The organism is Nocardia jiangxiensis NBRC 101359, assembly GCF_000308615.1.
GTDB classification, from domain to species: Bacteria; Actinomycetota; Actinomycetes; order Mycobacteriales; family Mycobacteriaceae; genus Nocardia; species Nocardia jiangxiensis.
In genome coordinates this window covers 330616-354928 of sequence record NZ_BAGB01000047.1, presented here as the reverse complement: position 1 = coordinate 354928, position 24313 = coordinate 330616, and the positions used below count along the sequence as shown (strand labels likewise).

The following is a 24313-nucleotide window of genomic DNA, read 5'->3' as shown; positions in this document are numbered from 1 at the left end:
GTCATGCACCACAAACGACGCGTTCATCCTGTCTTCTCCGCCGTGAATGACGGAGTATCCAAGGCGGATTCCCGATGACGCACAGCGGTCCGCTGTCGGGAGTGCGAGTCATCGATCTGACGGCGATGGTCATGGGGCCGTACTGCACGCAGATCATGGCGGATATGGGCGCGGATGTGATCAAGATAGAACCGCCCGCCGGGGACAACACACGGTACATCTCCGCCGGGCCCGAACCCGGCATGGGCGGGGTGTTCGTGAACGTCAACCGCGGAAAACGCAGTGTGGTACTGGATCTGCGGTCGCCGGAGGGCAAGCGGGCGCTGCGGGAGCTGATCCGCGAGGGCGATGTGTTCATCCATTCCATGCGCGGCAAGGCGATCGCCCAACTCGGCTTCGACTACGAGGCGGTCAGCGCGATCAATCCCGCCATCGTGTACACCAACTGCTACGGATACGGCCGCCGCGGCACCGATGCGGATCTGACCGCCTACGACGACACCATCCAGGCCGAGTGCGGACTGCCCTCGGTGCAGGAACAGCTCACCGGCACAGCGGGTTACGTCGCCACCATCATGGCCGACAAGGTCGCCGGACTGACCGCGCTGTACGCGACGACGATGGCGCTGTTCCATCGCGAACGCACCGGCGAAGGCCAGGAGGTGGAGGTCGCCATGTTCGAGACCATGGCGGCGTTCCTGCTCGTCGAACATGCCAACGGCGCGATGTTCTCGCCGCAGCTGGGACCGGCGGTGTATCACCGTGCGGTGGACCGCAATCGGCGGCCGTACCGGACCAAGGACGGGTACATCTCCGCGCTGGTCTACAACGACAAACAGTGGGCGGCGTTCGTCGACGCGGTGCAACCTCCCTGGGCCGGACCGGAATTCGCCACGCTCGCCCAGCGCGCGAAACGCATCGATACCGTGTACGCGCTGCTGGGGGAGACCTTCGCCGAGCGAACCACGCACGACTGGCTCGAACTGCTGCGTTCGCGGGACATCCCGTGCGCGCCGGTGCGCACGCTGGACGAGCTGTTCGACAATCCGCATCTGAACTCGGCGGAATTCTTCGAAACCGTCGAGGCTCCGTACGGGCCGGTGCGTTATCCCGGTGTGCCGACGTGGTTCTCGCGCACACCGGGGCGGGTGGCCGGACCGGCGCCCCGGCTCGGTGAGCACACCGCCGAGATCGTGGACGGGGGGCGCGCATGAAGGTGATCGACGCCGCGCATCTGGATGTCGCGGAATTCCTGCGGCCGGGTGACCGGATCGTCATCGGGCAGGCGTGCGGGGAGCCGACCACGTTGCTCGAGGGACTGATCGCGGGGGCGGGTGCGATCGAGGGGGTGTCCGCGTTCATCGCGACGAGCTTTTCCGGACTGCTGACTCCCGAAGCGACACAGGGAGTTTCGATGTCGAGCATGGGGGCGATCGGCGCGCTGCGGTCGCTGACCGCCGCCGGGCGGCTCGAGGTGATCCCGTGCCATGTCGGCCGGGTGGGGCCGTTGATCGAAGCGGGGATCATCGGGTGCGACGTGGCCTTCGTGCAGGTCTCACCGCCGGATGCGCAGGGCGACTACAGTTTCGGGCTGATCAGCGATTACGTGCGGGCCGCCGTGGAGCGGGCGCGGGTGGTCGTCGCGGAGGTCAACGACCGGGTGCCGTGGACATACGGTTGGACGCTGCGGGCGAGCGAGATCGACTACGCGGTAACGGTTTCCCGCGACCCGGTGCAGGTGCGGCCCGCCCGGATCACCGAGATCGACTCCGCCATCGCGAAATACGCCGCCGCCTATATCGAGGACGGCTCGGTGCTGCAGACCGGTGTCGGCGCGGTGCCTGATGCGATGCTGCGGCTGCTGCACGACCGCCGGGATCTGGGCGTGCATTCGGGCATGATCGGCGACGGCCTGGTCGATCTGGCCGAGGCCGGTGTGCTGACCAACGCGCGCAAGCGGATCGATCCGGGCGTCTCGATCACCGGCGCGCTGATCGGCACCGACCGGCTCTACGCATTCGCGCACCGCAACAAAGGGATTCGCATGTGCGCGACCTCGTACACACACGACGCATCCGTACTCGCGCAACTCGACCGGCTGGTGACGCTCAACTCGGCGCTCGAGGTGGACCTCACCGGCCAGGTCAATGCCGAGCAGACCGGCGCGGCCTATCTCGGCGGGACCGGCGGTCAGGTCGATTTCGTGCGAGCCGGTGGGTGCTCGCCGGGCGGCCATTCGGTGATCGTGCTGCCCTCGACCGCGAAGAAGGGCACGGTCAGCCGGATCACCGCCGCGCTGAGCGGGCCGGTGACCACAGCGCGCAGCGATGTGGACGTGATCGTCACCGAGTACGGCGCGGCCGAGCTGCGCGGGCGGACCCTGGCCGAGCGCACCCGTCGCCTGGTCGCCATCGCGCACCCCGACTTCCGGGAAGACCTGGAACGGGTGGCGCACACCATCCAGCAGAGAGGTTTCTGAATGCACGGCGCGGTCCTGTTCGACGCACGCGAGGACGGTATCGCCGTCATCACCCTGAACCGCCCCGAGATCCGCAACTGCCTGACCGCCGAGGTGCGTGCGGGCCTGGCCGAGGCGTGGGAGCGATTCGAGCGGGATCCGTTGCTGCGCGTCGCGATTCTGACCGGTGCGGGGGATCGGGCGTTCTGTGCGGGCGGCGATCTGAAGGAGATGGTGGAGACCGGGACGCGGGTGCCGCCCCGGGAGATGTTCGCCCTGCCGTACGACACAGTGGAGCTGTCCAAGCCGACCATCGCGGCGGTCAACGGCGTCGCCTATGCGGGCGGGTGGATGATCGCGCAGGCCTGTGACCTGTGCGTCGCGTCCACCACCGCGCGTTTCGCGATCACCGAGGTGAAGGTCGGCCGCAGCGCTCCCTGGGCCGCACCGCTGATCCACATGATCCCGCAGCGGATCATGATGGAGATCATGCTGACCGGCAAGCCGATCACCGCTCGCCGGGCGTACGAGGTCGGCCTGGTCAATCGCGTCGCCGAACCCGGCGAACTACTCGCTGCCGCAGTGGAATTGGCCACCGAGGTGCTCGTCGGAGCGCCACTCTCGGTCCGCGCGGCCCGCGAAACCGTCATGCTGGCAACGGAAATGGGCCGTTCGGCGGCGCTGCAGGCCGCGCGCAGCGCCTCGGAGCTCTGCTACAACAGCGAGGACGCTCAGGAAGGCCCCCGCGCCTTCGCCGAAAAGCGTTCGCCGCGTTGGCAGGGGCGGTGACCGCCGGAGTCGCAGTGTCTTCGAGCATCGGCAGCGCTCGGCCCGCCACGCAACTGCTGGAGCAGCGTGACGGGCCGTGGCGGCAGGCACTGTGCGCTACGGCAGGCGTGCTCAGCCGTGCGCCGCGCCGGTGAGTGGGTGCGCCTGGAAGAAATCCCACATGGTGGCGGTGGCGTCGATGGATGTCGTGGTGGAGCCGACCAGGGGAGTCGGCGAGACGATCGACGCGTGGCCGGGCCAGGTGTGGCCGCCGCCCAGGACGCTGTAGAGCTCGACCGTGCCGTCGGCCGGGCACTGGTAGGTGGTGAGGGTGACGTCGGCGGCGACCTTGCGCTGCACGGGTTGTCCGGTGCAGCCGTTGCGTCGGGCCCAGGCGGCGGCGTTGGCGGGGATGTCGGTGGGGCCGGGGCCGTTCTGCGCGCCGCTGGACGACCCGCCGTCCGGCGCGGGCAGGTATCGCGCGTTGACGCCCTGGCCGCCGCCGTAGGCGACGAGCGGATCGGCCGTGCCGTGGAAGGCGACCACCGGCACCGGGCGCTGGGTCCGGCACCAGGTGAAGTTCTGCAGCCCGGCGACCGAGGCCACCGCCGCGATCCGGTCGGACAGCTGGCAGGCCAGCGAGGAGGTGGTGAACGCACCCATCGACAGCCCGGCCACGTACACCCGGCGCAGATCTATGCAGGAGGTCGCCTCCACGTGCGACATCAACTGGGACAGGTAGGACACGTCGGCGCTGTTCGGGCTGAAATCCCACCGGGGCCAACCCGGTTCGTCGATCTGCGGGGTGATCGTCGCGAAGCCGTGGCTGTCGCCGTACGGGCCCAGACCGCTGCCCTCGTGTTCGAGCACGGCGAGTTCGAGATAGCCGTGCAGGTCGAATACCAGGGGCAGCGGGTGGTTCGCGGCGGGGGGAAGGTCTCGGATGTAGGTCCCGGAGCGCCCGGCCGCGCTGAAGTGCTGAGTGGACTGCCCCGAGGGGGCGGCGGGGGCGTGGCAGCCGGAGGATTCCACGGGGGCAACCGAATTCGCGGGCGCGGCCTCGGCGGTCCCGCCGACGGCGGTGAGGGTGGTGGCCGCGAGCGCGGCGGCGGCGATCATCGCGCGGGCGGTGCCCCGCAGCACCGACCACGAAGATGCGGCATTCTCGATCATGAGAGGCATGCTCGCACGCCTGTGGGTGTTCGTGCGGCGGTTCGCCGCCGGATCCTCGACGGAACTCTGGCGTCGATATTTGCGAGGTTCCACGCTGGAAAGAATAATATTCTTGTGATCGAGAATTATGATTCCCGTCCTGCGGGTGATATTGCGAGCCGGATCGCGGCACGCACACTGGCCGACCGGGAGGCGGTCTACGCGGGCGAGGTGCGGCGGCTGCTGGATGCGGCGCTCGAGCTCATCCGCACCGCGGGTACCGGCGCGCGCCCCCGGGTGGCCGATATCGTCGCGGCCGCGGGCCTGTCCAATGACGCGTTCTACCGGCACTTTCCGTCGAAGGACGCGCTCATCGCCGTGCTCATCGAGGACGGTGCGGACCGTCTGGTCAGCTATGTCGCGCACCGGATGGACAAGCAGGACACCCCGCGCGACGCGGTGCGGGCCTGGGTGGAGGGTGTGCTGTCCCAGGCCGCCGACGAGACCGCGACGACCACCCGTGCGGTGCTCTGGAACGCGGGCGCGCTGACCCCGGCCATCGACGCGGGCTCACCGCTGCCCGGCGGTCGGCTCGCGCTGCTGCTGCACCGCCCGTTCACCGAATTGGGCAGCGTCGCTCCGGAATTCGATGCCGGACTGATCGCCCACGCGACCGTGGGACGCCTCTCGGACTATCTGTGGCGACGCGAGGAACCCACCGCCGCGGATGTCGACCGAGTGACCGCGTTCTGCCTGCGGGCGCTCACGATTCGGCAGGATTCCGCAGGGCGCTGAGCGGCGCGTAATTGGCCCAGCCCTGCTCGGGCCAGTTGAACCAGCCCGCCGAGGCCGAGGTGCCGCCGTCCGGATGCAGGGTGGTGCCGGTCAGATACGCCGACAGATCCGAGGCCAGGAACACCACGCAGCCGGAGATGTCGGTGACCTCCCCGGAACGTCCCAGCGGTATCGCGACGCGCACACCGACGGGATCGTCCATCGCGCGCTCACCCTGCCCGTGCCCGATGCGCGCCAGGTTGGGCGTCGGAACATAGTCCGGTGCAACGCAATTGACCCGGATCCGGTCCGGGGCGAGTTCGATCGCCAAGGTCCGGGAGAACTGCTCGACCGCGGCCTTGGCCGCGGAATAGACCGCGAAACCCGGTGCGGCGCGGTGCGCTTCGATGGTGGTGATGGTGACGATGCTGCCCCCGCGCCCGCCCGCGCGGATCCGCGGCGCGGCCAGCGAACAGGCGTGCATGACGTGCAGCAGATTCGCCCGCAGCAGCGCGTCCCAGCCCTTGGGGCGGGTCTCGGTGAACGGCGCACGGAAGGTACCGCCGACCACGTTCACCAGCGTATCCAGCCGTCCCCACCGCTGATCGACCTCGTCGAACAGCGCGGTGAGCGCCTCGGGATCGCGGGCGTCCCCGATCTGCACCACCGCATCGTGGCCACCCTCGGCGAGTGCGGTGCGCAGATCCGCGGCCGCCTCGGGGTCGAGGTCGAGCACGGCCGTGCGCACGCCGTTGGCGGCCAGATCCGTCACGATGGCCCGGCCCAGGCCGCCCGCGCCGCCGGTGACCACGGCCACCCGATCGGCCAGTCCGCTGCGCTGCTCGAACCAGCTCGAGCCGGATGTGCCTGTGTCGTTTCGTATTTCGCTCATCGTCTACCGCAGGTAGGTCGCGCCGAAGGATTCGATGAAATCCAGTGTCGCGGTGCGTTCCCCGGCTCGCGCCGATACCACGACCCAGGTGATCCCGGCCTTGTCGAGTTCGGCGAACGCCTCCCGATTCCGGTCCGGATCGTCGGTGGGCGTGCCCAGTCCCTCGTCGTGGTAGGAGTACACCACGTCGATCGGGTCGGTGCGGCCCTGTTCCTGCGCGGAGGCCCGCAGTTCGGCGATGTCCCCGGCCAGCTGCCCGATCGGGCCGAGTTCGGGAGTCCTTGCGGTGGAACTCAATTGGGGACCGCCGGACATCGGCATCCAGCCCTGTGCGTGCGTGGCGACCCGGCGCCGGGTGAGTTCGGAATTGCCGCCGATCCAGATCGGAATCGGATCCTGCACCGGCCGCGGGCGGGCGATCACGTCGCGGGCGTTGAAATGCCGGCCGGCATAGCTGAACGGTTCACCGCTCCAGTGCAGCGGCAGGGTGTCCAGGGCCTCGTCGAACAGCGCGTTACGTTCCTCGAAATCGATGCCCAGAGCGTGGAATTCGCTCTTCTGATAACCGGTGCCCAGGCCCAGGATCGCCCGGCCGCCGGACAGTTTGTCCAGCGTGGCCGCGGCCTTGGCGAGCAGGAAGGGATTGCGGTACGGCGCGACGGCCAGATACGTCAGCAGCCGCAGCCGTTCGGTCGCGCCTGCGATATATCCCAGTGCCACCAGCGGATCGAGCGTTTGATGTCCGCCCGAGGCCAGCCAGCGTGCGCCGGGGATCGGATGTTCGCTCAGCGACAGCGCGTCGAATCCGGCGCGCTCGACCGCGATCGCGACCTCGCGCAACGGGCCCGCGTCCAGAATGTCGCCGTCGTACCCGGTGGTTTCCGGGTAGTGGAAGATGAATCGCATCTCAACGTCCTCGTTTGACCTGATTGAACGGCACGCCGCGGTCCGCGGCGTATTCGCGGGGCATGCCCAGCACCCGTTCGCTGATGATGTTGCGAGCCATCTCGGTACTGCCACCGGCCAGGCTCCAGGCGTTGCGGAACAGGTAGTCCAGGCCGATCCGCGCGATTCCGGGTCCGTCCGCGTCTCCGGTCACCGCCGCCGAGCCAGCGATCGTCATCGCGGAATCGGTTTGCTGCCAAGTGGTTTCGGCGCCGAACAGCCGGACGACGGATCCGGCGGCCGGAGGCATCGCGCCACTGGAGATGGCCTGGGTGACATGGTCGATCAGCTGATTGCGGACCACGTTCATCATCCGCGCCGCGCCGATGTCCTCGCGCACCCTCGGATCGTCCAGACGGCCGGTGTCGCGGGCCAGATCGACCAGGACGTTCGTATCCGCGCCGAGGTGGGGGCGTCGGCCGCTGGTGTACGGCGAGGTGCCGCCCATCGCCGCGCGTTCGTGCACCAGCAGCCGCGAGGTCGCCGCCCAACCGCCGCCGACCTCCCCGATCACGGCGTCGGCGGGCAACCGGACGTCGTCGAAGAATTCCTGGCAGAACTCGGTGGATCCGGTGACCTGTTTGATCCGCTGAATGCTCACCCCGGGCGCGTGCACCGGGACCAGGAACATCGTCAAGCCGTTGTGCTTGGGCACATCCCAGTCGGTGCGGGCCAGGCACAACCCGTAGTCCGCGCCGTACGCACCCGAACTCCAGATCTTGGAGCCGTTGAGAATCCAATCGTCACCGTCGCGATCCGCGCGGGTGGTCAGGCCCGCCAGATCCGATCCGCCCTTGGGTTCGGACAGGAATTGCGCGAGGATCTCCTCGCCCTGCAGCACGGCGGTCAGATGTGTGCGCTTCTGCTCCTCGGTGCCGAGTTCGGCGAGGGTGGCCGCGCAGATGGCCAGGGTGGGCACGTTCAGCTCGAGTGGCATCTCGTAGCCGAGCGACTCATCGGTGAAGGCACGCTGATGAGCGAGTGTGAGTCCCTGTCCGCCATAGGCTTTCGGGAAGCAGATGCCCGCGAAGCCGCCCTCGGACAGGATGCGCTGCAACCGGCGGGCGCGATCCCAGCTCTCGTCGTCGGGGACGCCGAGCCGCGACTGCGAGGCGGGCGGGAGGTTCTCCTTCAACCAGCGCCGGGCCCGGTCGCGGAAGGCGTCGACGGGTTCGAGTTCGGTGTTTTCGGGTGCGGTGCTCATGCGGCGCTCCGGACGAGTAGGTCGGTGATGCGGCGGTGGTGCTCCTCGGGCGTGCCGTACAGAGCCCGGCCGAGAGTGACTCGCCGCAGGAACAGGTGCAGATCGTGTTCCCAGGTGACGCCGATGCCGCCGTGGATCTGTACGCAGTCCTGCACGATGACCGGTGCTTTCCCGCTCACGTACGCCTTCGCGACGCTGACGAGTTCCGCCGCGGTGGACGGGCTGTCGTCGATGGCCGCCGCCGCGGCGCGGGAAGTGGCCTCGCACGCCTCGAGCCAGGTCTTGTTGTCGGCCATGCGATGTTTGAGGGCCTGATAGGAGGCCAGCGGGCGACCGAAGGTGTAGCGGTCGAACATCCAGTCCACGGTGGCGTCGAAGGCGCGGCGGGTGGCCGCGGTCGATTCCGCGGCGGTCAGCGCGGCGGCGATGTGGAGCTGGGATTGCACTGCGGCCGTGGCGCTTTCGCCGCTCTGCACCACCGCCTCCGCGCCGACGGCGACATCGTCGAACTCCACCCGGGCGGTGCGGCGGACCAGATCCAGCGTCCACGTCGGGGTGACGGTGACCCCGGGACTGTCGGTGCGGACGAGCAGTTGGATCGGCCCGTCCGGGCCGGCCGCGGTGACCAGCAGGACATCGGCGGTATCCCCGGCCTCGACGCGGTCCTTGCAACCGGTGAGGCGGTATCCGTCGCCGTCGGGTTCGGCGCGGGTCCGGCCCGGGGCCAATTCGAGCCCGTGCTGCGGTTCGTACAGCGCCCATGCGGCGATCAGATCGCCCGCGACGATCTCGCCGATGATCTCGGCGAATCGGTCGCCCACGGCCACCAGGCCGGACAGTACGGCGCTGGTGGGCAGCAGCGGTCCCGGCGCGCAGGCATGGCCGAATTCCGTGGCCACCAGGGCCAGTTCGGTCATCGGCCGCCCGGAGACCGAACCGCCGCCCAGGCTCTCGGGCACCAGCATGGCCGTCCAGCCCAGCTCCGCGCCCCGCCGCCACCAGTCGCGGTCGAATCCCGTTGCGGTGTCGGCGAGTTCGCGAATCACCGGAATGGATGCGGTGCGGTCGAGGAACTCGCGGGTGGTGGTCTGGAACAGCAGCTGATCGCCGGTCGGTTCCGCAGTCATGGTTTACGGTCCTCCACTTTCTCAGCGATCCTCATTTGACGGCCTTGCCCAGCAATGTGAGAATCGGATCATCAGTTAATGAGAGTATCATTCTCATGGATCGGATGGACGGTGCAACCGCCGCCGCCCGAAGGGAGTCAGCAGTGGTGAACGACGTCACGTCGACGGACTTTTTCCTGGGGCGCGAGCTCCTCGAGGACCCGTACCCATACTTCGACGCCCTGCGGGCGCAATGTCCCGTCACCAAGGAGAACCACCACGGCGTCTACATGGTGACCGGGTACGACGAGGCGCTCGAGGTGCTCAACGATCCGGAGAAGTACTCCTCGGTCACCTCGGTGACCGGGCCGTTTCCGGGATTTCCGGTCCCGCTCGAGGGCGATGACATCAGCGAGCTGATCGAGAAGCACCGCGACGAGCTGCCCTTCAGCGATCAGCTGCCGACCCTGGATCCGCCGGTGCACACCCAGCACCGCGGTCTGCTGATGCGGCTGATCACGCCCAAGCGGCTCAAGGAGAACGAGCAGGCGATGTGGTCGATCGCCGATCGGATCCTGGACGAATATCTCGCCGCCGACTCGGCCTGCTTCATCCGGGATTTCGCCGGCCCGTTCACGCTGTACACGATCGCCGATCTGCTCGGCGTCCCGCCGGACGATCAGGAGCAGTTCCTGTACACCCTGCAGCGCGATCCGCATCGCAGCGAGGGCAACGCCATCGGCAGCACCAAAGGTGATGCCATGCAGGAGAATCCGATCGAATTCCTGTACGAGAAATTCTCCGCCTACATCGAGGACCGGCGTCGTGAACCGCGCGGGGACGTGCTGTCCAGCATGGCCGAGGCGACGTTCGCCGACGGGACCGAGCCGCCGGTGCGCGATGTGGTCGCGGTCGCGGCGAATCTGTTCTCCGCCGGTCAGGAGACCACGGTCCGGCTGCTCAGCTCGGCGCTGCGGGTGATTGCCGAACAGCCCGAGATCCAGCGGCTACTGCGCGAGGATCACTCCCGGATCGGCAATTTCCTCGAGGAGGTGCTGCGCACCGAGAGTCCGGTGAAGGGCGATTTCCGGCTCTCGAAGGTGCCGGTCACCGTGGGCGGGGTGGATCTGCCCGCCGGGACCACGCTGATGGTCGTCAACGGCGGGGCCAACCGGGATCCGCGCAAGTTCACCGATCCCTCGACCTTCGATCCGCAGCGTTCGAATGCGCGCCAGCACATTTCGTTCGGGCGCGGCATTCACACCTGCCCGGGTGCGCCGCTGGCTCGCGCGGAATCGCGGGTGGCGATCGAACTGCTCCTGAAGCGCACCAGCGATATCCGGATCGATGAGAAGGTGCACGGCCCCGCCGATGCGCGCATCTACAAGTATGTGCCGACGTTCGTGCTGCGCGGTCTGACCGAGCTGCATCTGGAATTCGACATCGCCGAAAGCGAGGCGTAATGAAGGTTTCGATCGATTCGGACCGCTGTCGCGGCCACGGGATCTGTCTGGGTATCTGCCCGGAGGTATTCGAGCTCAGTGACGACGGGTACGCCGAGGCGGGGCCGGACGTCGCTCCGGAATTCGAGGACGCTGTGCGTGAGGCCGCTCAGGCATGCCCGGAACAGGCCATCGTCGTGAGCTGATCGCGCGGGCGTGGCACAGCCGAGTTCGATCGGAGGGAGCGCGAGATGCGTGAGACCGGTACATCGTCCGATTCCGGTGCGGCGCAGGGGGATCGGCCGCCCGGTGCGGCGGCACTGACACTCGGATGGCATGCCGAGCGGACGCCGGATCGTCCCGCTGTCGTGCTCGCCGCCGGCGGTGAGGTGGTGACCTATGCGCAGCTGGAGGATCGTTCGATCCGTTTCGCACGGGCGCTGCGGGCGCGGGGACTGAAGGTCGGCGACCATATCGCGATCCTGCTGGAGAACAATCGGCAGTTCCTCGAGATCGCCTGGGCGGCACAGCGTTCCGGGCTGTACTACACCGCGGTGAACCGGCACCTGACCGCCGGTGAGGTGCAGTACATCCTGGACGACTGCGGCGCCACCGCGCTGATGACGAGTGAACCGCTCGCCGAGGTGGTGTCGGGTCTGGACCTGTCCCGGGTCCCGATCCGGATCTGCGCGGCCGGGCGGATCGAGGGGTTCGAGGACTACCCGGAGGTGTTGGCCGGGTCCTCGGGTGAACCGCTGGGGACAGAGGAGTGCGAGGGCCGCGAGATGCTCTACTCCTCGGGAACGACCGGGCGGCCCAAGGGGATTCGCAAACCCCTCCCGGCCACGCCGCTGGGTGATCCCGAGGCCCCGCCGGTGCAGATCGCCCGCGGTCTGCTGGTGAGCGGCGCCCGGGAAGACGCGGTGTACCTCTCGCCCGCGCCGCTGTATCACGGTGCGCCACTGGTGTTCTCGATGTCCTGGCAGCGGATGGGCGCGATCGTGATCGTGATGGAGCGCTTCGATCCGCGGCTGTATCTCGAACTGGTCCAACGGTATCGGGTGACGCACACTCAGCTGGTGCCGACGATGTTCGTGCGGATGCTGCGGCTCGCGCGCGAGGAACGCGAGAGCTACGACCTGTCCAGTCTGGTGGACGTGGTGCACTCGGCCGCGCCGTGCCCGGTCCCGGTCAAGCGGCAGATGCTGGACTGGTGGGGCCCGATCATCAGCGAATACTATTCGGGCACCGAGGATGTGGGGAACACCTACATCTCCGCGGGGGAATGGCTCGCGCATCCCGGCTCGGTGGGCAGGCCCGCGCAGGAATGTCACATCGTCGGCGAGGACGGTGCGGAGGTGCCCGTCGGACAGGTCGGCGTGGTGTACTTCGCCGGTGGCCGCGGGTTCGAATATCACCACGATGCGGCCAAGACGGCGTCGGTCACGCACGAGAAGGGCTGGCGCACTCTCGGGGACATGGGCTATCTCGACGGGGACGGTTATCTGTACCTGACCGACCGGCAGGCCCACATGATCATCTCCGGCGGCGTCAACATCTATCCGCAGGAGGCGGAGAACATCCTGGCCTCGCATCCGGTCATCGCGGATGTCGCGGTGATCGGCGTTCCCGACGAGGAGATGGGCGAGTCGGTGAAAGCCGTTGTACAACTGGTCGATACCGCTGCCGGGGACGTCGTGCTGGCCGATGAGCTGATCGCCCACTGCCGTGCGGAACTGGCCGCCTACAAATGCCCTCGCACGGTCGACTTCGTGACCGAGCTGCCGCGCGACCCCAGCGGGAAGCTGTACAAACGTCAACTGCGGCAGCGCTATTGGGAAGGCCACGACAACCTGGTGCGCTGAGCATGTGGCCGGTCAGGGCGTGGGCGTTGCGTCCGCTTCGGCCGGGCCGGGGTCCGAATGCACCTGGCTGCGGCCGCGCGCGACGACCGCTGCTCTGCGAGCGGCGATATCGCTCGTGCCCGGACGCCAGGTTTCGGCGAGGATGCCCTCGAGCAGATGCGCCTCGGTCAGCGTGGCCGTGTCGGCGACCCGGCTGTAGTGCCCCAGGAGTTGCCGCACCGCACGGGGATCGTTGCCCGCGATGTCGCCCGCGAGGCGTTGCGCGAAGGGGAGTAGGTCCCGGTGTGGCACAACGTGATTCACCAGGCCCAGGCGCAGCGCTTCCGCGGCGGTGAGGAAGTTGCCGGTGAGCGAGAGTTCGACGGCCTTGCGGGCGCCGACCGTCGCGGCCAGCAGGACCGTCGCGCCGCCGCCGGGCATGACGCCCAGGCGGGCGTGGGTATCGGCGAAACGGGCGCGGTCCGAGGCGATCAGGAAGGTGCACTGCAGGGCCACCTCGAGGCCGCCGGTGACGGCCGCGCCGTTGATCGCGCCGATGACGGGTTTGTCGATCGGCGGCAGGAATCGGAACAGGCCGTTCGTATCGCGTCCGGGGCCCTGGCCCGGTGGCCGCAGGGGTGGCATGGTTCCACCGGCTGCCTCGGTGAGGTCCACGCCCGCGCAGAAGGCAGGATCCGCACCGGTCAGCACGATGACGTCGATTCCGGGATCGTCCCCGGCCGCGGTGACCGCATCCCACAGCGCGTCCATCAGGGCGCGGCTGAGCGCATTGCGCGCGGTGGGGCGATTCAGCGTGAGGGTCGCGACGCGATCCGCGGTCTCGACCCGGACCAGGGCGTCGGCATCGGTCATGGGGACACCTCCGAACTGTGTGGGCGGATTGCCGCCGCACCCGCTCACTCCGTTTGCTGGACGGGAGTGAATATACTGTTCTTATAATAGGAGAATATGGTATTCGAAAGGTGGATCGGATGAAGGTCGACGCCACCATCGCGGGACTGGGGGTGGCCTTCGCCCGCGCCCGCGAGCTGGAGGCCGACGGATTCGACGGACTCTGGGCCGGCGAGCTGAATCAGGATCCGTTCCTGGCGCTGGCCGTTGCCGCCGAGGCCACCGAAGGTATCGGCCTGGGCACCTCGATCGCGGTGGCCTTCGCTCGCTCGCCGATGACGCTGGCGTACACCGCCGACGATATTCAGCGCCATTCGCACGGTCGGCTCACCCTCGGACTCGGTTCGCAGGTGCGGGCGCATGTCGTGCGGCGGTTCGGGATGCCGTGGGGGCGGCCCGCCGCGCAGCTGCGCGAATACGTCCTGGCGCTGCGGGCGATCTGGTCCTGCTGGCACGAGGGCGCCGCGCTGGCTTACGAGGGCGAGTTCTACCGGCACACCCTGATGCCGCCGGATTTCATTCCGCCGCAGCATGATTTCGGCCCGCCTCCGGTCCTGCTGGCCGGGGTGGGCGAGGCGATGACCCGGGTCGCCGGTGAGGTCGCCGACGGCTTCCTGTGTCACGGCTTCACCACGGCCCGCTGGTTGCGGGAACGCACCGTCCCCGCGCTGCGCGAGGGCCGCGCGCGCGTCGGCGCCACGATGGACGGATTCGAGATGGCGGCAACGCCTTTCGTCGTCACCGGCACCGAAGCCCAGATCGCCGCCGCACTACCCGCGCTCCGGCAACGCATCGCGTTCTACGCCTCGACCCCCGCCTATCGCGGCATCTTCGAACTGCACGGCTGGGCGGAAACCCGCGAGCAGCTCACTGTGCTGTCCAAGTCGGGCCGCTGGGACGAGATGGCACGCCTGATCACCGACGAGATGCTGGATGCCTTCGCGGCCATCGCCCCGCCGGACGAGCTGCCCTCCCGCATCGCAGATCGCTTCGGCGGCTTGCTCACTCGTCTGTCGCTGACGCTGCCACCGAGTCTCGACCGCGCTGAGGCCGCCGACCTCGCCCGCCGCATCCGGGAGGAATGCACGCTCCGAGAGATCAGTGCCTAGTCCGGGTAGGCCGGTGCGGAAGTTCCGGCACCGGCCGTGCCTCGGTCACTGCGTCAGCGTGAAACCGTCGTAGTCGTCGGCGGCGACCTGGTCGCACTTTTCGCGATACGCTCCGACGCCGCCGATGTACGCGTACATCACCCTCGGCTTGCCGGGCACATTCGATCCCACGTACCAGGAGTCCACCTTCGGATACAGCGTCATATTGCCGGCTTCGTCGACGTGCCGAGTCCATTCCTGCTCCGCGTCGATCTCGGCCTCCATGCTCGTGACGCCCTTGGAGCGCAGCGCTTCGATCGCGTCCGCCACCCAGTCGACGTGCTGCTCGATGGACACCATCATGTTCGACAGGACCGAGGGGCTACCCGGGCCCGTGATCGTGAAGAGGTTCGGAAAGCCCGCCATGGCGAGACCGAGGTAGGTGACGGGCCCGGCGGCCCACTTCTCCCGCAGCGACGCACCACCCCGGCCGCGAATGTCGATCGCGTCCAGCGCACCGGTCATCGCGTCGTATCCGGTGGCGTAGATGATGTCGTCGAACTCGAAACTCTCCTGCGTCGTCGCGAGTCCGGACTCGGTGACCTCGGTGAGCGGGGTCGCGCGGACGTCCACGAGCCGGACATTGGGACGATTGAAGGTCTGGTAATAGTCGGTCCCCAGGACCGGGCGCTTGACGCCGAAGAGGCCGGCGGGCTGAAGTAGCCGGGCGACAGCCGGATCCGTCACCATCTCGGCGATGCGGTCGCGGATGAACTGGGCGGCGGTCTCGTTGGCGGCTTCGTCGGCGAGGAGGTCCGTGAATCCGACCAGCATGCTGACCAGTTCGCTGTTCTTGTCCTCCCATACCCTGCGGTAGAAGGCATTTCGCTCGTCTTCGCTCACCTCGAGCGCCCCCTTGGTGGCCTCGGGTTGCGCGATGCCGAAGCCCGATTCCCGGTTGGCCTTGCGCACTTCGCGGTAGCGCGACTTGATCCCGCGCTGGAATTCGGGATCGATCGGGTGATTGCCGGCGGGCAGAACATAGTTCGGGGTGCGCTGGAATACGGTGAGCTGCCCGGCCGCTTCGGCGACCAGCGGAATAACCTGCACCCCAGAGGAACCGGTGCCGATCACCGCGACCCGCCGGCCGGTGAAGTCCACCTGCTGCTCGGGCCAGTTGCCGGTGTGGAAGCTGCGGCCCCGGAACGTCTCGATGCCCGGAACTTCCGCCATCTTCGGCACCGACAGGCAGCCGGTCGCCATGATCGCGAACCGTGCCGAGACGACCTCGCCCCGGTCGGTCGTGATCCGCCACCGTGCGGCGGACTCGTCGTAGACCGCAGCGGTGACCCGGGTCTGCAACTGCACGTCCTTACGCAGATCGAAACGATCCGCGACGTGGTTGATGTAGCGGAGCAACTCCGGCTGCGGCGGCAGCTTCTCCGTCCACTCCCACTCCTGCTCGAGCTCCGGGTCGAAGGAGTAGTTGTAGTACATGCTCTTCACGTCGACGCGTGCGCCCGGGTAGCGGTTCCAGAACCAGGTGCCGCCGAGTCCGTCGCCCGCTTCGAACACCTGCACCGAGAGTCCGAGTTCGCGTAACTTGTGCAGCATGTGAAGCCCGGCGAATCCGGCTCCGACGACGACGGCGTCGATCTCGCGAGCCTCCTGCCCGGTCGAGAATGCGGAGTGCTCCGAGGTCGTTGTCATTGTTGCCCCCTCATGTCGCTGCGGCTCGGTTGATGTCACGAGCTCATCGGTGCGCGGATGAGTTCGCCGAGCTTCAGTTTTACAGAACGGTACAGGCTGCAGGTTAGCGGAACATCCTTGCGCGCGTTCGTGGTTCCGCACAATGCCCGTCGAAACTGCTTGCCGGACATCACAACGCGAGCACGCCGATCGCATGTCATGCGGGACAGGACCTGCCGATGCCGTCATCGCGACTGCCAGTGCACGACAGGCGAATCCGCCAACCGCCACGAGACGTGGCCGGTAGCGTCTACCGTCACCACCGAGAGCCCAGCAGCGGACAGCGGTGCGCGCGGACCGGCCCGCACGGTGGGCGCTGCGGCGTATCAGCGACCGTCGGCGTTCGGTGGGAGCCGGGTGGGCGGGGCTGCCCGTCGGCCCTGGCGGGTGCCGTTTTCTATGGTGGACATGAGGTCTCGGGCTTGTTCGGCGGTGCGGTTCGGGCGCGGCGCCGCGGAGTCGACACCCGGGGCGTCGGCGAGTTCGGGGGCGAGACTGGCCTGGCGGCGGCGTTTGGGGAGGGCGGGTTTGCTCTGTCCCGGTGAGGTCGGTCGGGCCTGCGGGGCGGCCATGGCGGGCGCGGCGCCGACCGGGACCGCCGCCACGGGCTCGAAGGGAGGTGAAATCCGCTGCGGGGCATTCTCATCGGTGACCGGCTCGATGCTGACGCAGGAGTTCGGGATGAGGACGATGGCGCGGACGCCGCCGTAATCGGATTCGGTCAGGCGCACCGAGATGCCGTGGCGCGCGCCGAGCAGCGCGACGACGAACAGTCCCAGCCGGGAATCGGCCGACAGCGTGGTGACGGCGAAATCCGGTGGGCGGGCCAGCATCTCATTGGACCGCCGCATGTCCTCGGGGCTCATGCCCATCCCCTGATCGGCGATCTCCACGGCAACCCCGCGCCCGACGACGGTGCCGGTGACATCCACGCGGGACTCCGGCGGCGAGAACGAGGTGGCGTTGTCGACCAGTTCGGCCAGCAGGTGGATCAGGTCGCCCACCACATCGCCGAGGATGTACGCGTGCGGCATCCGGCTGGTGTGCACCCGGGCATAGTCCAGGGTTTCACCGACCGCGCTGCGGACCAGTTCGATCAGCGGCACCGGCTTACGCCACTGGCGGCCGGGCCGCCCGCCGCCGAGGATGAGCAGATTCTCGGCATTGCGGCGTTCGCGGGTGGCCAGGTGATCGAGCCGGAAATACACGTCCAGAACGGCCGGATTCTCCTCGCCCCGTTCGGCTTCGTCCAGGATCTCCAGTTGCCGATGCACGACGAGCTGACTGCGGTGCGCGATATTGAGGAAGACCGCGCGCACGCCCTCGCGGGTGCGCGCCTCGGTGACCGCGGCGTCCACGGCGGCGGTGTGCGCCTGATTGAAAGCCTGTGCCACCGCGCCGATCTCGTCGCGACCGAAGTCGAGCCGCGCGGCGCGTTCCTCGGCCGAGACGTCCTCGCCGGCGCCGAGTCTGCGCATGGTCTCGGGCAGCGCGACCTCGGCCAGGGCGAGGGTTTCGGTCCGCAGTCGTTGCAGGCGTCCGATGATCCGGTTGGCCAGCAGCAGCGAGAGCAGGAATCCCAGCAGCGCCAGGCCCGCCATGCCGATCCCGACGATCAGTGAGTTGTGCGCGCGATGCGTACCCGAATCGGCGGATTGCCGCTGCGCGGTGGCATTGTGCTCCACCCACAGCTGCATCATCTGACCCTCGACGGTGTCGCCGGTGCGCCGCCAATCGGCCAGATTCATCGGCAGCACAGCGGAATTGCCGGATCGCCCGGTCGCCTCCGGGTGCAGGATCGCGTCCTCCATATCGCTGAGCTGCCGCCAGTCCGGCGCGGCGACCAGGTCGGCGATCCGCTTCTCGGTGGCCGGATCGGTCTCCACATATCCGGCCTGCACCTTGGCCAATTGCGTGTGATACCAACCGACTTGGTTGCGGTACTCGGTCAGCAGCGTCGGCGGCATGCCCGCGGTGGTCCCGGCCAGGGCGGTCAGCGAGATGGAGCGGGCCATGGCCTCCACGACGCCGAGCAGGTCCGCGGCGTGGGTGAGCTGGATGGCCGAGGCGATATCGGGCGCGGACTGCTCGATCGTGTAGGTGCCCTGATCCACGCCGTCCAGCAGGCGGCTGTAGAAGGTGTAGACGTCCGCGAGCGGCGCGGTCCCCGCGTCGACACCCTTGCGCAGCAACGGAAGTTGCGTCTTGAGCGTGTCGAATCCCTGGAGGGTTCCGGCCACCGAGGTGCCCTGCGTCTTGGCGAACTGGACCTCGACCGGGATGATTCCGTCCAGCGCGCTGTCGAAGGCCGTGCGCGCGGCCGGGAGCGCGCCCGGATCGATCCGCTGCCCGGCCAGCTTCCACAGCGACAGCAACCGCTCCCGCTCCACCGCGACCACGAGGTTGCGGGCCGGAGTCTCGTTGGCGCGCAGGTCTTCTGCGAAGTTCTCGGCGCGATGTCCGGTGATCACCAGGTAGATGGCTCCGGTGATGCCGATGGCCAGCAGGACGAGGCTGGGGACGAGTGCGACGGCGAGGATCGTACTGCGGATCCCCGCGAATCTGGCGGGTAGCACCGAGCAAATATAACGGAAAACCATAAAAAGTAATCAGCTCTCGCGGAGAGAATTCGCAGCTAATCGCCGGGATTCCGATGGTCGGCGGCATCGATGGCGGTGGCGAGCGGGCCCAGGTCCGCATTCAGTTCGGCGGCGAGGTTGCGAGCTACCGACACGTCCTTGCGCAGGAATTCGCCCACCGATTCGGCGAACGCCGCCACCGACCCCTTGGCCGCGACACTGCCCAGCGCGCGTCCGGCGCTGCTGGCATGCGGCAGAGCCGACAACAGCGCGGACTCCTCGACGCCGAGTTGTGTTGCCAGCCGGACCGATTCGGCCACCAGGCCGATCTGCGCGGCGAACAGCACATTGTTGACCAGCTTGACCCGCTGCCCCGAACCCAGCGGGCCCAGGTGCAGGATCGGATCCCCGTAGGACTCCAGCGCGGGCCGGATCCGCTCCAGCGCCGCGGCGTCCCCGCCGCCGAACAGGGTGAGCTGCCCGGCGGCGATATCGTGCGGCCCGCCGCTGACGGGTACGTCGAGCACCTCGATGTCATGGGAATCCGCCACCGCGGCAACGGCTTCCACGGTGCGCGGGCTGCCGGTGGTGTGCACGGCCAGCACCGAGCCGGGCGGCATGGTCTCGAGCAGTGGCGTGTCCAGGCAGACCGCCCGCACCTGCTCGTCGGTGAACACGCAGATGATCACCGCGTCCGCCCGGGTTCCGGTGGCCGCGGGGAAGGGCACCGCCTGCGCGCCCAGTTCGGTGATGGCCCGGCGCGCATCGGCGTTGCGGCCCAGCGCACTCACCTCGTGTCCGGCCGCCACCAACCGCTGGATCATGGGCCTGCCCATCCGGCCCGCACCGACGAATCCGATTCGCATCGCGTGTACCCCTGTCCGGCAATTGAATTCAGCGCGGGTGCTGCATCATCGCGAGCGTCGCATCGGCCGCGGTGAGCACGATGCCGGGCTCGATGTCGGCGTCCGAGGCCAGGCCCGCGATCAGGCCGACATCCTTGCGCAGCAGAGTGGCCGCGTGCGCGGCGAGCACTTCCAGCGTGCCGCCGCCGGTGATCCGGCCGAGCGCGAAACTGTTCGCGGTGCCGTGCGTGATCACCTCACCCAGGCGCGCCGCGTCGACCCCGAGCTCGTTCCCGAGGTCCAGGGCGCTCTTGGCGGTGGCGAGGTTCGCGGTGAACAGCAGGTTGTTGAGCAGTTTGGTGGTCTGCCCGGAGCCGACGCCGCCCAGGTGCACGATCGGGTCGGCGTAGCTCGCGAGGACCGGTCGGGCCCGTTCGACCGCATCGTCGTCGCCGCCGATCATCACCAGCAGCCGCCGCGCCTGCGCGGCCATACCGCCGCCGCTGACCGGCGCATCGATGAGTGAGACACCCTGTGCGGCAGCCTTCTCGGCCAGTTCGCGGCAGGTGTCGGGGTGCACGGTGCTGTGGATGGCGACGATGCCGCCGGGCTGCAATCCGGCCAGCACGCCCTGTTCGCCCTCGAGCACCTGCCGCACGTCGTCGTCACCGACCACGCACAGGCACACCAGATCACTGGCCGCGGCCAGTTCCGCCGGGGTGGCCGCGGACTTCGCGGCGGTGTCGGCGTACGGCTCCAGCGACGCCGGACGGCGTGCCCAGAGCGTCGTCTCGAAACCCTCCTCGACGATCCGGCGGGCCATCGGGCCGCCCTGACTGCCCAGTCCGATGAATCCGACCCGCATGCGGTGCCTCCCTATCGAAAAATGCTCCCGCGCACCGCTGTTCGGTGACGCGGCGATGATGTCTAGTTCTGCGGCGCGGCCTCGGGCGCGGGCTGGGGCCGGTAGAACGTGGCCAGTAGTCCGCCGGTCGCGACCACCCCGAGGATCAGGGCGACGCCGCCGCCCGCCCAGCCGGTGATGGCGATACCGCCCGCGTGGTCCAGCGACAGCCAGCCCGGTCCGAGGATGCCCAGCGCCAGCGCTACGACGCCCAGCACGAGTACGTATTCATAGCCCTCTTTGAAGACGAAGAACCCGTTGGTGCGATGCGCCAGCAGTCCGGCGACCAGCATCACCGAGATCACCGCCGCAGCCGCGAACGAGGTCAGCAGGCCGAGGATCAGCAGCGCTCCGGCCGCGATCTCGGTCAGCACGCTCAGCCATGCCTGCAGGATCGGCTGGCGCAGCCCGAGGCCGCCGAACCACCCGGCGGTTCCGGCGATCTTCCCGCCGCCCACCCAGTGGTTGACGCCGTGCGCGATCATGGTGCCGCCCAACACGATTCGTACCAGCAGTAACGCGACATCGGTCACGCTCATGACAACTCCTCCGATAACTCCGGCCGATCAGGTGTCGCTACGCAGCAGCAACGCCCCGCCCGGGGTCAGGCCGCCGCTGGAGACGACCGCGACGTGGGCGTCGGTGACCTGACGGGCCTCGCCCGCGCCGCGCAACTGCACGATAGCCTCGTGCAGCAGGCCCATGCCATGCGTGCGGCCGTGCGAGAGCTGGCCGCCGTGGGTATTGAGTGGCAGTAATCCGTCTCGGGCGATGTTCTTGCCGCCGTCCAGGAAGTCCTTGGCCTCGCCGATTCCGCAGAACCCCAGCGACTCGATCCAGGACAGGCAGTTGAAGCTGAACCCGTCGTAGAGCTCGGCCACGTCGACGTCGGTGGGACGCAGCGAGGTGCGGCTCCACAGATGCGCCGCGGGCCCCATCGACTGCGGCTCGTGGGTCAGCGTGCTCTGATCCCACTCGATGCGCTCGATGATCTGCGTGCCGACCGCCTCCACGAGGACCGGTTCGACGGGCAGGTCACGCGCGGCGTCGACCGCGGAGACGATGACCGCGACCGCGCCGTCGCACGGCACGTCGCAGTCGTACAGGCCGAACGGAGTCGTGATGGTCCGCGCGGCGAGATAGTCCGCCATGGTCATCGGATCCCGGTACACCGCACTGGGATTCAGCTCCGCGTTGGCCCGTTGATTCAGCGCGATCCAGCCGAGCGTTTCGCGCGTGGTGCCGTAGCGGTGGAAGTGCCGCTGCGCGTTCTGCGCGAGGGTGTGCGCGGCCGAGGACGCGCCGAAGGGCATCTGCCAGCTCGTGGTGCGTCCGCCGCCGGGCGCGGGAACCTTGCCCGCGCGCATGCGTTCGTTGAACGTGGCCTCCCACACGGTGCGGAAGCACAGCACGTGCCGGGCCAGGCCACCGGCGACCGCGAGCATCGCCGCGATCACCGAACCGCCGGGCCCGAACGTCTCGATGCCGCCGTTGTGCCAGGTCGGCCGCAGCCCGAGGGCCGCTTCGAGTGCGGTGACCCCGCCCTCGGCGAACCCGCCGAGATTGCCGCCGCCGGGATAGGTCGACAGACCGTCGATATCGGCCATGGTCAGGCCCGCATCGGCGACCGCCTGCTCGCAGGCGTCGATGGTCAGCTCGAGCGGCGGCCGCATCAGCCGCCGCCCGATCTGCGACATGCCGATTCCGGTGAGCGCGACCTTGTCCTCGAACTTCTCGGTCCGGACCATCGGCCGCACGTATTCGCCGAATCGCGCCGGGTCGATCTCCTCCTGCGGCAGCGGCGCGGGCTCGGACCGGGGCGCCACCGGCCGGAACACCGGCAGCCAGACGTCGCCGTCGGCCAGGAAGGTGACCTCGACCCGCATGCCCAGCGTCAGCGAGTCGGGATCGGCGTCGATGATGTTGGTGGTCAGCCGAACTCGCGGATCGTCCTCGAGCGCGACCTGCGCGATGACGTAGGGCGCGGGCATGCCCGGCAGGCTGAACCGCTCGTTGACGGTGAAGCTCGACAGCGTGCCGAATCCGGACACCACCCGCACGCCCAGCGCACGACTGCGGCAGTACCGGCAGATCGGCTGCGGCGGATGAATCAGTGCCGCACAGGATTCGCACTCCTGTATCCGCAGGTTGCCGTCTTCCCCGGAGGTCCAGAAGAACTCGTTCTCCAGGGTGAGCAACGGTAGCGGTCGTCCCGATTCCTCGGCCATCTCGCCTCCTTACCTTGCCGTGCTGCGTTGTGCTGCGTCGTGATTCGCCGTGCGTGCGGGTGTGCCCGATCAGTTCTGCGGGCGGGGCTTACGAGTCGTGACCGGTTCGGCCAGGCGCTGCTCGTCGCAGAGGCGCTGCAACGCGACCAGGGTCTCGTCGAGTCCCGCGCCCAGGCGCTGCCCCGGGGTGAACGTCGCGGGCAGATGCCGCATGCCCTGGATGACGCCGATGGTGTCGTAGTGCATCGTGCCCTCGGCGTCGCACCGGAAGTCCGGCATCCGGTCCAGGACCGCCAGCAGCATCCGCTTGAACACCATGCGCGCCATATTCGATCCGATGCAGCGGTGCACGCCCAGCCCGAAGCTGTAGTGCCGGTTGCCCCGCCGCTCGAGATCGACCTCGTGCGGATTGTGGAACACCCGGGGATCGCGGTTGGCCATCGCCCAGGACAGCCACAGCCGCTCGCCCTCGACGAATTGCTTACCCGCCACCTCGCAGTCCTGCGCGATGGTGCGGCCGTCGCCGGGTGCGGGGGTGAAGTAGCGCAGGAATTCCTCGGTTGCCGAGTCGAGCATGAGATCCCGCTCGCGGCTGAGCAATTCGCGTTGATCGGGATGCTCGGACAACCACTCCAGCGAGTGCGCGGTGAGTGCGGTGGTGGTGTCGAAACCGCCGCCGATGATCAGCGCGAGCATGCCGATGGCGTCCATATCGGAGATCGGCTCGCCGGACAGGGTGGACCGGGCCACCGCATCGATCAGCCCGGGGCGCGGATTCTGCTTGATCTGAAGGTAATTGGTGAGCAGATCCATGCCCATGGCCTGGTTCATCTCGCCGACCCGCGCGTTGTCCGGGGAATCGGGCGGGGTGTAGACCGAGGCGTGCGCCGGTTCGTTGTAGATGGTCCAGTTGTCCAGCGGGATGCCCATCATCGCCAGGGTGAGCACCGCGGGAACGATATTGGCCAGATCGTCGACGAAGTCGATCCGTCCCGATTCGATCTTCTCGTCGATACTGGCGCGGATCACCTCGTCCGCCAACGGAATCCAGCGTTGCACCGCGGCGGGGGACAGGTAGGGGTTGAGCGCGGCACGCAGTTCGGACTGTTCGGGCGGGTCCATCTCCAGGATTCCCGAGCGCCTGGCCACTCCGCGTTCGGGCGTGGGGATCGTGATCCCCTTGTAGCCGCGACGTTCCCCCGCGGGGTCGTGATCGTTGGAGGTGTACGGGCAGCGGGCCAGTTCGAAGACTTCCCGATTGCCCGCGGCGACCCAGTGTCCGCCGTAGGTCTCGGTCCAGGCGATCGGGCAGCTGTCCTGCATCTGCTCGGTGATCGCGGTGAACTGCTCGCGGTAGTGCGGGGTGTGCCGGTCGAAATGGAAGACCGGCCGTCTGCGCTCGGCAGCGTTGTCCACGCTCATG

20 protein-coding genes and 1 pseudogene are annotated in these 24313 nt (G+C 68.4%); 8 read left to right on the top strand and 13 right to left on the bottom strand.

What is annotated here, in order from left to right:
- The first annotated feature begins 74 nt into the window (after nucleotides 1-74).
- From ON40_RS22105 to ON40_RS22095, 3 genes are read left to right on the top strand one after another with little or no spacing between them, the layout of a single operon-like run.
- Nucleotides 75-1214, top strand: a complete 1140-nt coding sequence (locus ON40_RS22105; RefSeq protein ID WP_040825608.1) for a CaiB/BaiF CoA transferase family protein — start codon at nucleotides 75-77, stop codon at nucleotides 1212-1214.
- Complete coding sequence (locus ON40_RS22100) at nucleotides 1211-2479, top strand: acetyl-CoA hydrolase/transferase family protein (protein ID WP_040825605.1); 1269 nt, start codon at nucleotides 1211-1213, stop codon at nucleotides 2477-2479. The genes ON40_RS22105 and ON40_RS22100 overlap by 4 nt, the downstream gene beginning before the upstream one ends.
- The gene (locus ON40_RS22095) at nucleotides 2480-3247 is read left to right on the top strand and encodes an enoyl-CoA hydratase-related protein (RefSeq protein WP_040825603.1); all 768 of its coding nucleotides are present in this window, start codon (nucleotides 2480-2482) and stop codon (nucleotides 3245-3247) included.
- 111 nt (nucleotides 3248-3358) lie between these two features.
- On the opposite strand, the gene ON40_RS48265 is transcribed toward ON40_RS22095, so the two are convergent.
- Nucleotides 3359-4399, bottom strand: a complete 1041-nt coding sequence (locus tag ON40_RS48265) for a CE1 family esterase (RefSeq protein ID WP_051193396.1) — start codon at nucleotides 4397-4399, stop codon at nucleotides 3359-3361.
- Between the two features lie 114 nt (nucleotides 4400-4513).
- On the opposite strand from ON40_RS48265, the gene ON40_RS22080 reads away from it, so the two are divergent.
- Nucleotides 4514-5173, top strand: a complete 660-nt coding sequence (locus ON40_RS22080) for a TetR/AcrR family transcriptional regulator (RefSeq protein WP_245567927.1) — start codon at nucleotides 4514-4516, stop codon at nucleotides 5171-5173.
- Here the strand turns inward: ON40_RS22080 and ON40_RS22075 are convergent.
- From ON40_RS22075 to ON40_RS22060, 4 genes are read right to left on the bottom strand one after another with little or no spacing between them, the layout of a single operon-like run.
- Complete coding sequence (locus ON40_RS22075) at nucleotides 5142-6044, bottom strand: SDR family NAD(P)-dependent oxidoreductase (protein ID WP_051193395.1); 903 nt, start codon at nucleotides 6042-6044, stop codon at nucleotides 5142-5144. The two genes, ON40_RS22080 and ON40_RS22075, sit on opposite strands and share 32 nt — an antisense overlap.
- Before the next feature lie 3 nt (nucleotides 6045-6047).
- Nucleotides 6048-6950, bottom strand: a complete 903-nt coding sequence (locus ON40_RS22070) for an LLM class F420-dependent oxidoreductase (RefSeq protein WP_040825600.1) — start codon at nucleotides 6948-6950, stop codon at nucleotides 6048-6050.
- A 1-nt stretch (nucleotide 6951) separates the two neighbouring features.
- Nucleotides 6952-8193: an acyl-CoA dehydrogenase family protein gene (locus ON40_RS22065; RefSeq protein WP_040825597.1), complete on the bottom strand. Its 1242-nt coding sequence runs from the start codon at nucleotides 8191-8193 to the stop codon at nucleotides 6952-6954.
- Nucleotides 8190-9320 carry an acyl-CoA dehydrogenase family protein gene (locus ON40_RS22060; protein WP_040825596.1) on the bottom strand — a complete coding sequence of 377 codons (1131 nt, stop codon included), beginning with the start codon at nucleotides 9318-9320 and terminating at the stop codon, nucleotides 8190-8192. Before ON40_RS22060 ends, ON40_RS22065 begins: the two co-directional genes overlap by 4 nt.
- A gap of 104 nt (nucleotides 9321-9424) precedes the next feature.
- On the opposite strand from ON40_RS22060, the gene ON40_RS22055 reads away from it, so the two are divergent.
- The 3 genes from ON40_RS22055 to ON40_RS22045 are packed head-to-tail and all read left to right on the top strand — an operon-like array spanning nucleotide 9425 to nucleotide 12606.
- The gene (locus ON40_RS22055) at nucleotides 9425-10762 is read left to right on the top strand and encodes a cytochrome P450 (RefSeq protein ID WP_083895851.1); all 1338 of its coding nucleotides are present in this window, start codon (nucleotides 9425-9427) and stop codon (nucleotides 10760-10762) included.
- Nucleotides 10762-10947: a ferredoxin gene (locus ON40_RS22050; RefSeq protein WP_040825594.1), complete on the top strand. Its 186-nt coding sequence runs from the start codon at nucleotides 10762-10764 to the stop codon at nucleotides 10945-10947. Before ON40_RS22055 ends, ON40_RS22050 begins: the two co-directional genes overlap by 1 nt.
- Before the next feature lie 45 nt (nucleotides 10948-10992).
- Nucleotides 10993-12606, top strand: coding sequence for an acyl-CoA synthetase (locus ON40_RS22045; RefSeq protein ID WP_083895823.1), 1614 nt, complete (start codon nucleotides 10993-10995; stop codon nucleotides 12604-12606).
- Between the two features lie 12 nt (nucleotides 12607-12618).
- Here the strand turns inward: ON40_RS22045 and ON40_RS22040 are convergent, their stop codons facing one another.
- Nucleotides 12619-13458 (bottom strand): enoyl-CoA hydratase, encoded by an 840-nt coding sequence (locus ON40_RS22040; protein ID WP_051193394.1) that lies wholly within the window; start codon nucleotides 13456-13458, stop codon nucleotides 12619-12621.
- A 119-nt stretch (nucleotides 13459-13577) separates the two neighbouring features.
- Here ON40_RS22040 and ON40_RS22035 point away from each other — a divergent pair, with 119 nt between their 5' ends.
- Entirely contained in the window at nucleotides 13578-14606 is a 1029-nt protein-coding gene (locus ON40_RS22035; RefSeq protein WP_040826009.1) for a TIGR03617 family F420-dependent LLM class oxidoreductase, read from the top strand.
- 45 nt (nucleotides 14607-14651) lie between these two features.
- Here the strand turns inward: ON40_RS22035 and ON40_RS22030 are convergent, their stop codons facing one another.
- The 7 genes and pseudogenes from ON40_RS22030 to ON40_RS22000 all read right to left on the bottom strand — a co-directional run bounded on the left by ON40_RS22030 (nucleotide 14652) and on the right by ON40_RS22000 (nucleotide 24312).
- Nucleotides 14652-16295: a flavin-containing monooxygenase gene (locus ON40_RS22030; RefSeq protein ID WP_051193393.1), complete on the bottom strand. Its 1644-nt coding sequence runs from the start codon at nucleotides 16293-16295 to the stop codon at nucleotides 14652-14654.
- A gap of 365 nt (nucleotides 16296-16660) precedes the next feature.
- Nucleotides 16661-18910: a sensor histidine kinase gene (locus ON40_RS22025; RefSeq protein WP_245567926.1), complete on the bottom strand. Its 2250-nt coding sequence runs from the start codon at nucleotides 18908-18910 to the stop codon at nucleotides 16661-16663.
- A 59-nt stretch (nucleotides 18911-18969) separates the two neighbouring features.
- Nucleotides 18970-19782 (bottom strand): annotated as a pseudogene (locus ON40_RS22020) (NAD(P)-dependent oxidoreductase); the annotation flags it as partial.
- A 25-nt stretch (nucleotides 19783-19807) separates the two neighbouring features.
- A complete protein-coding gene (locus ON40_RS22015) occupies nucleotides 19808-20623 on the bottom strand; it encodes an NAD(P)-dependent oxidoreductase (RefSeq protein ID WP_040825588.1) in 816 nt (271 codons plus the stop codon).
- Nucleotides 20624-20685: 62 nt separating this feature from the next.
- Nucleotides 20686-21201 (bottom strand): DoxX family protein, encoded by a 516-nt coding sequence (locus ON40_RS22010; RefSeq protein ID WP_040825585.1) that lies wholly within the window; start codon nucleotides 21199-21201, stop codon nucleotides 20686-20688.
- Between the two features lie 27 nt (nucleotides 21202-21228).
- Nucleotides 21229-22890 (bottom strand): thiolase C-terminal domain-containing protein, encoded by a 1662-nt coding sequence (locus ON40_RS22005; protein WP_040825583.1) that lies wholly within the window; start codon nucleotides 22888-22890, stop codon nucleotides 21229-21231.
- A 69-nt stretch (nucleotides 22891-22959) separates the two neighbouring features.
- The gene (locus tag ON40_RS22000) at nucleotides 22960-24312 is read right to left on the bottom strand and encodes a cytochrome P450 (RefSeq protein WP_051193392.1); all 1353 of its coding nucleotides are present in this window, start codon (nucleotides 24310-24312) and stop codon (nucleotides 22960-22962) included.
- Nucleotide 24313: the final 1 nt, after the last annotated feature.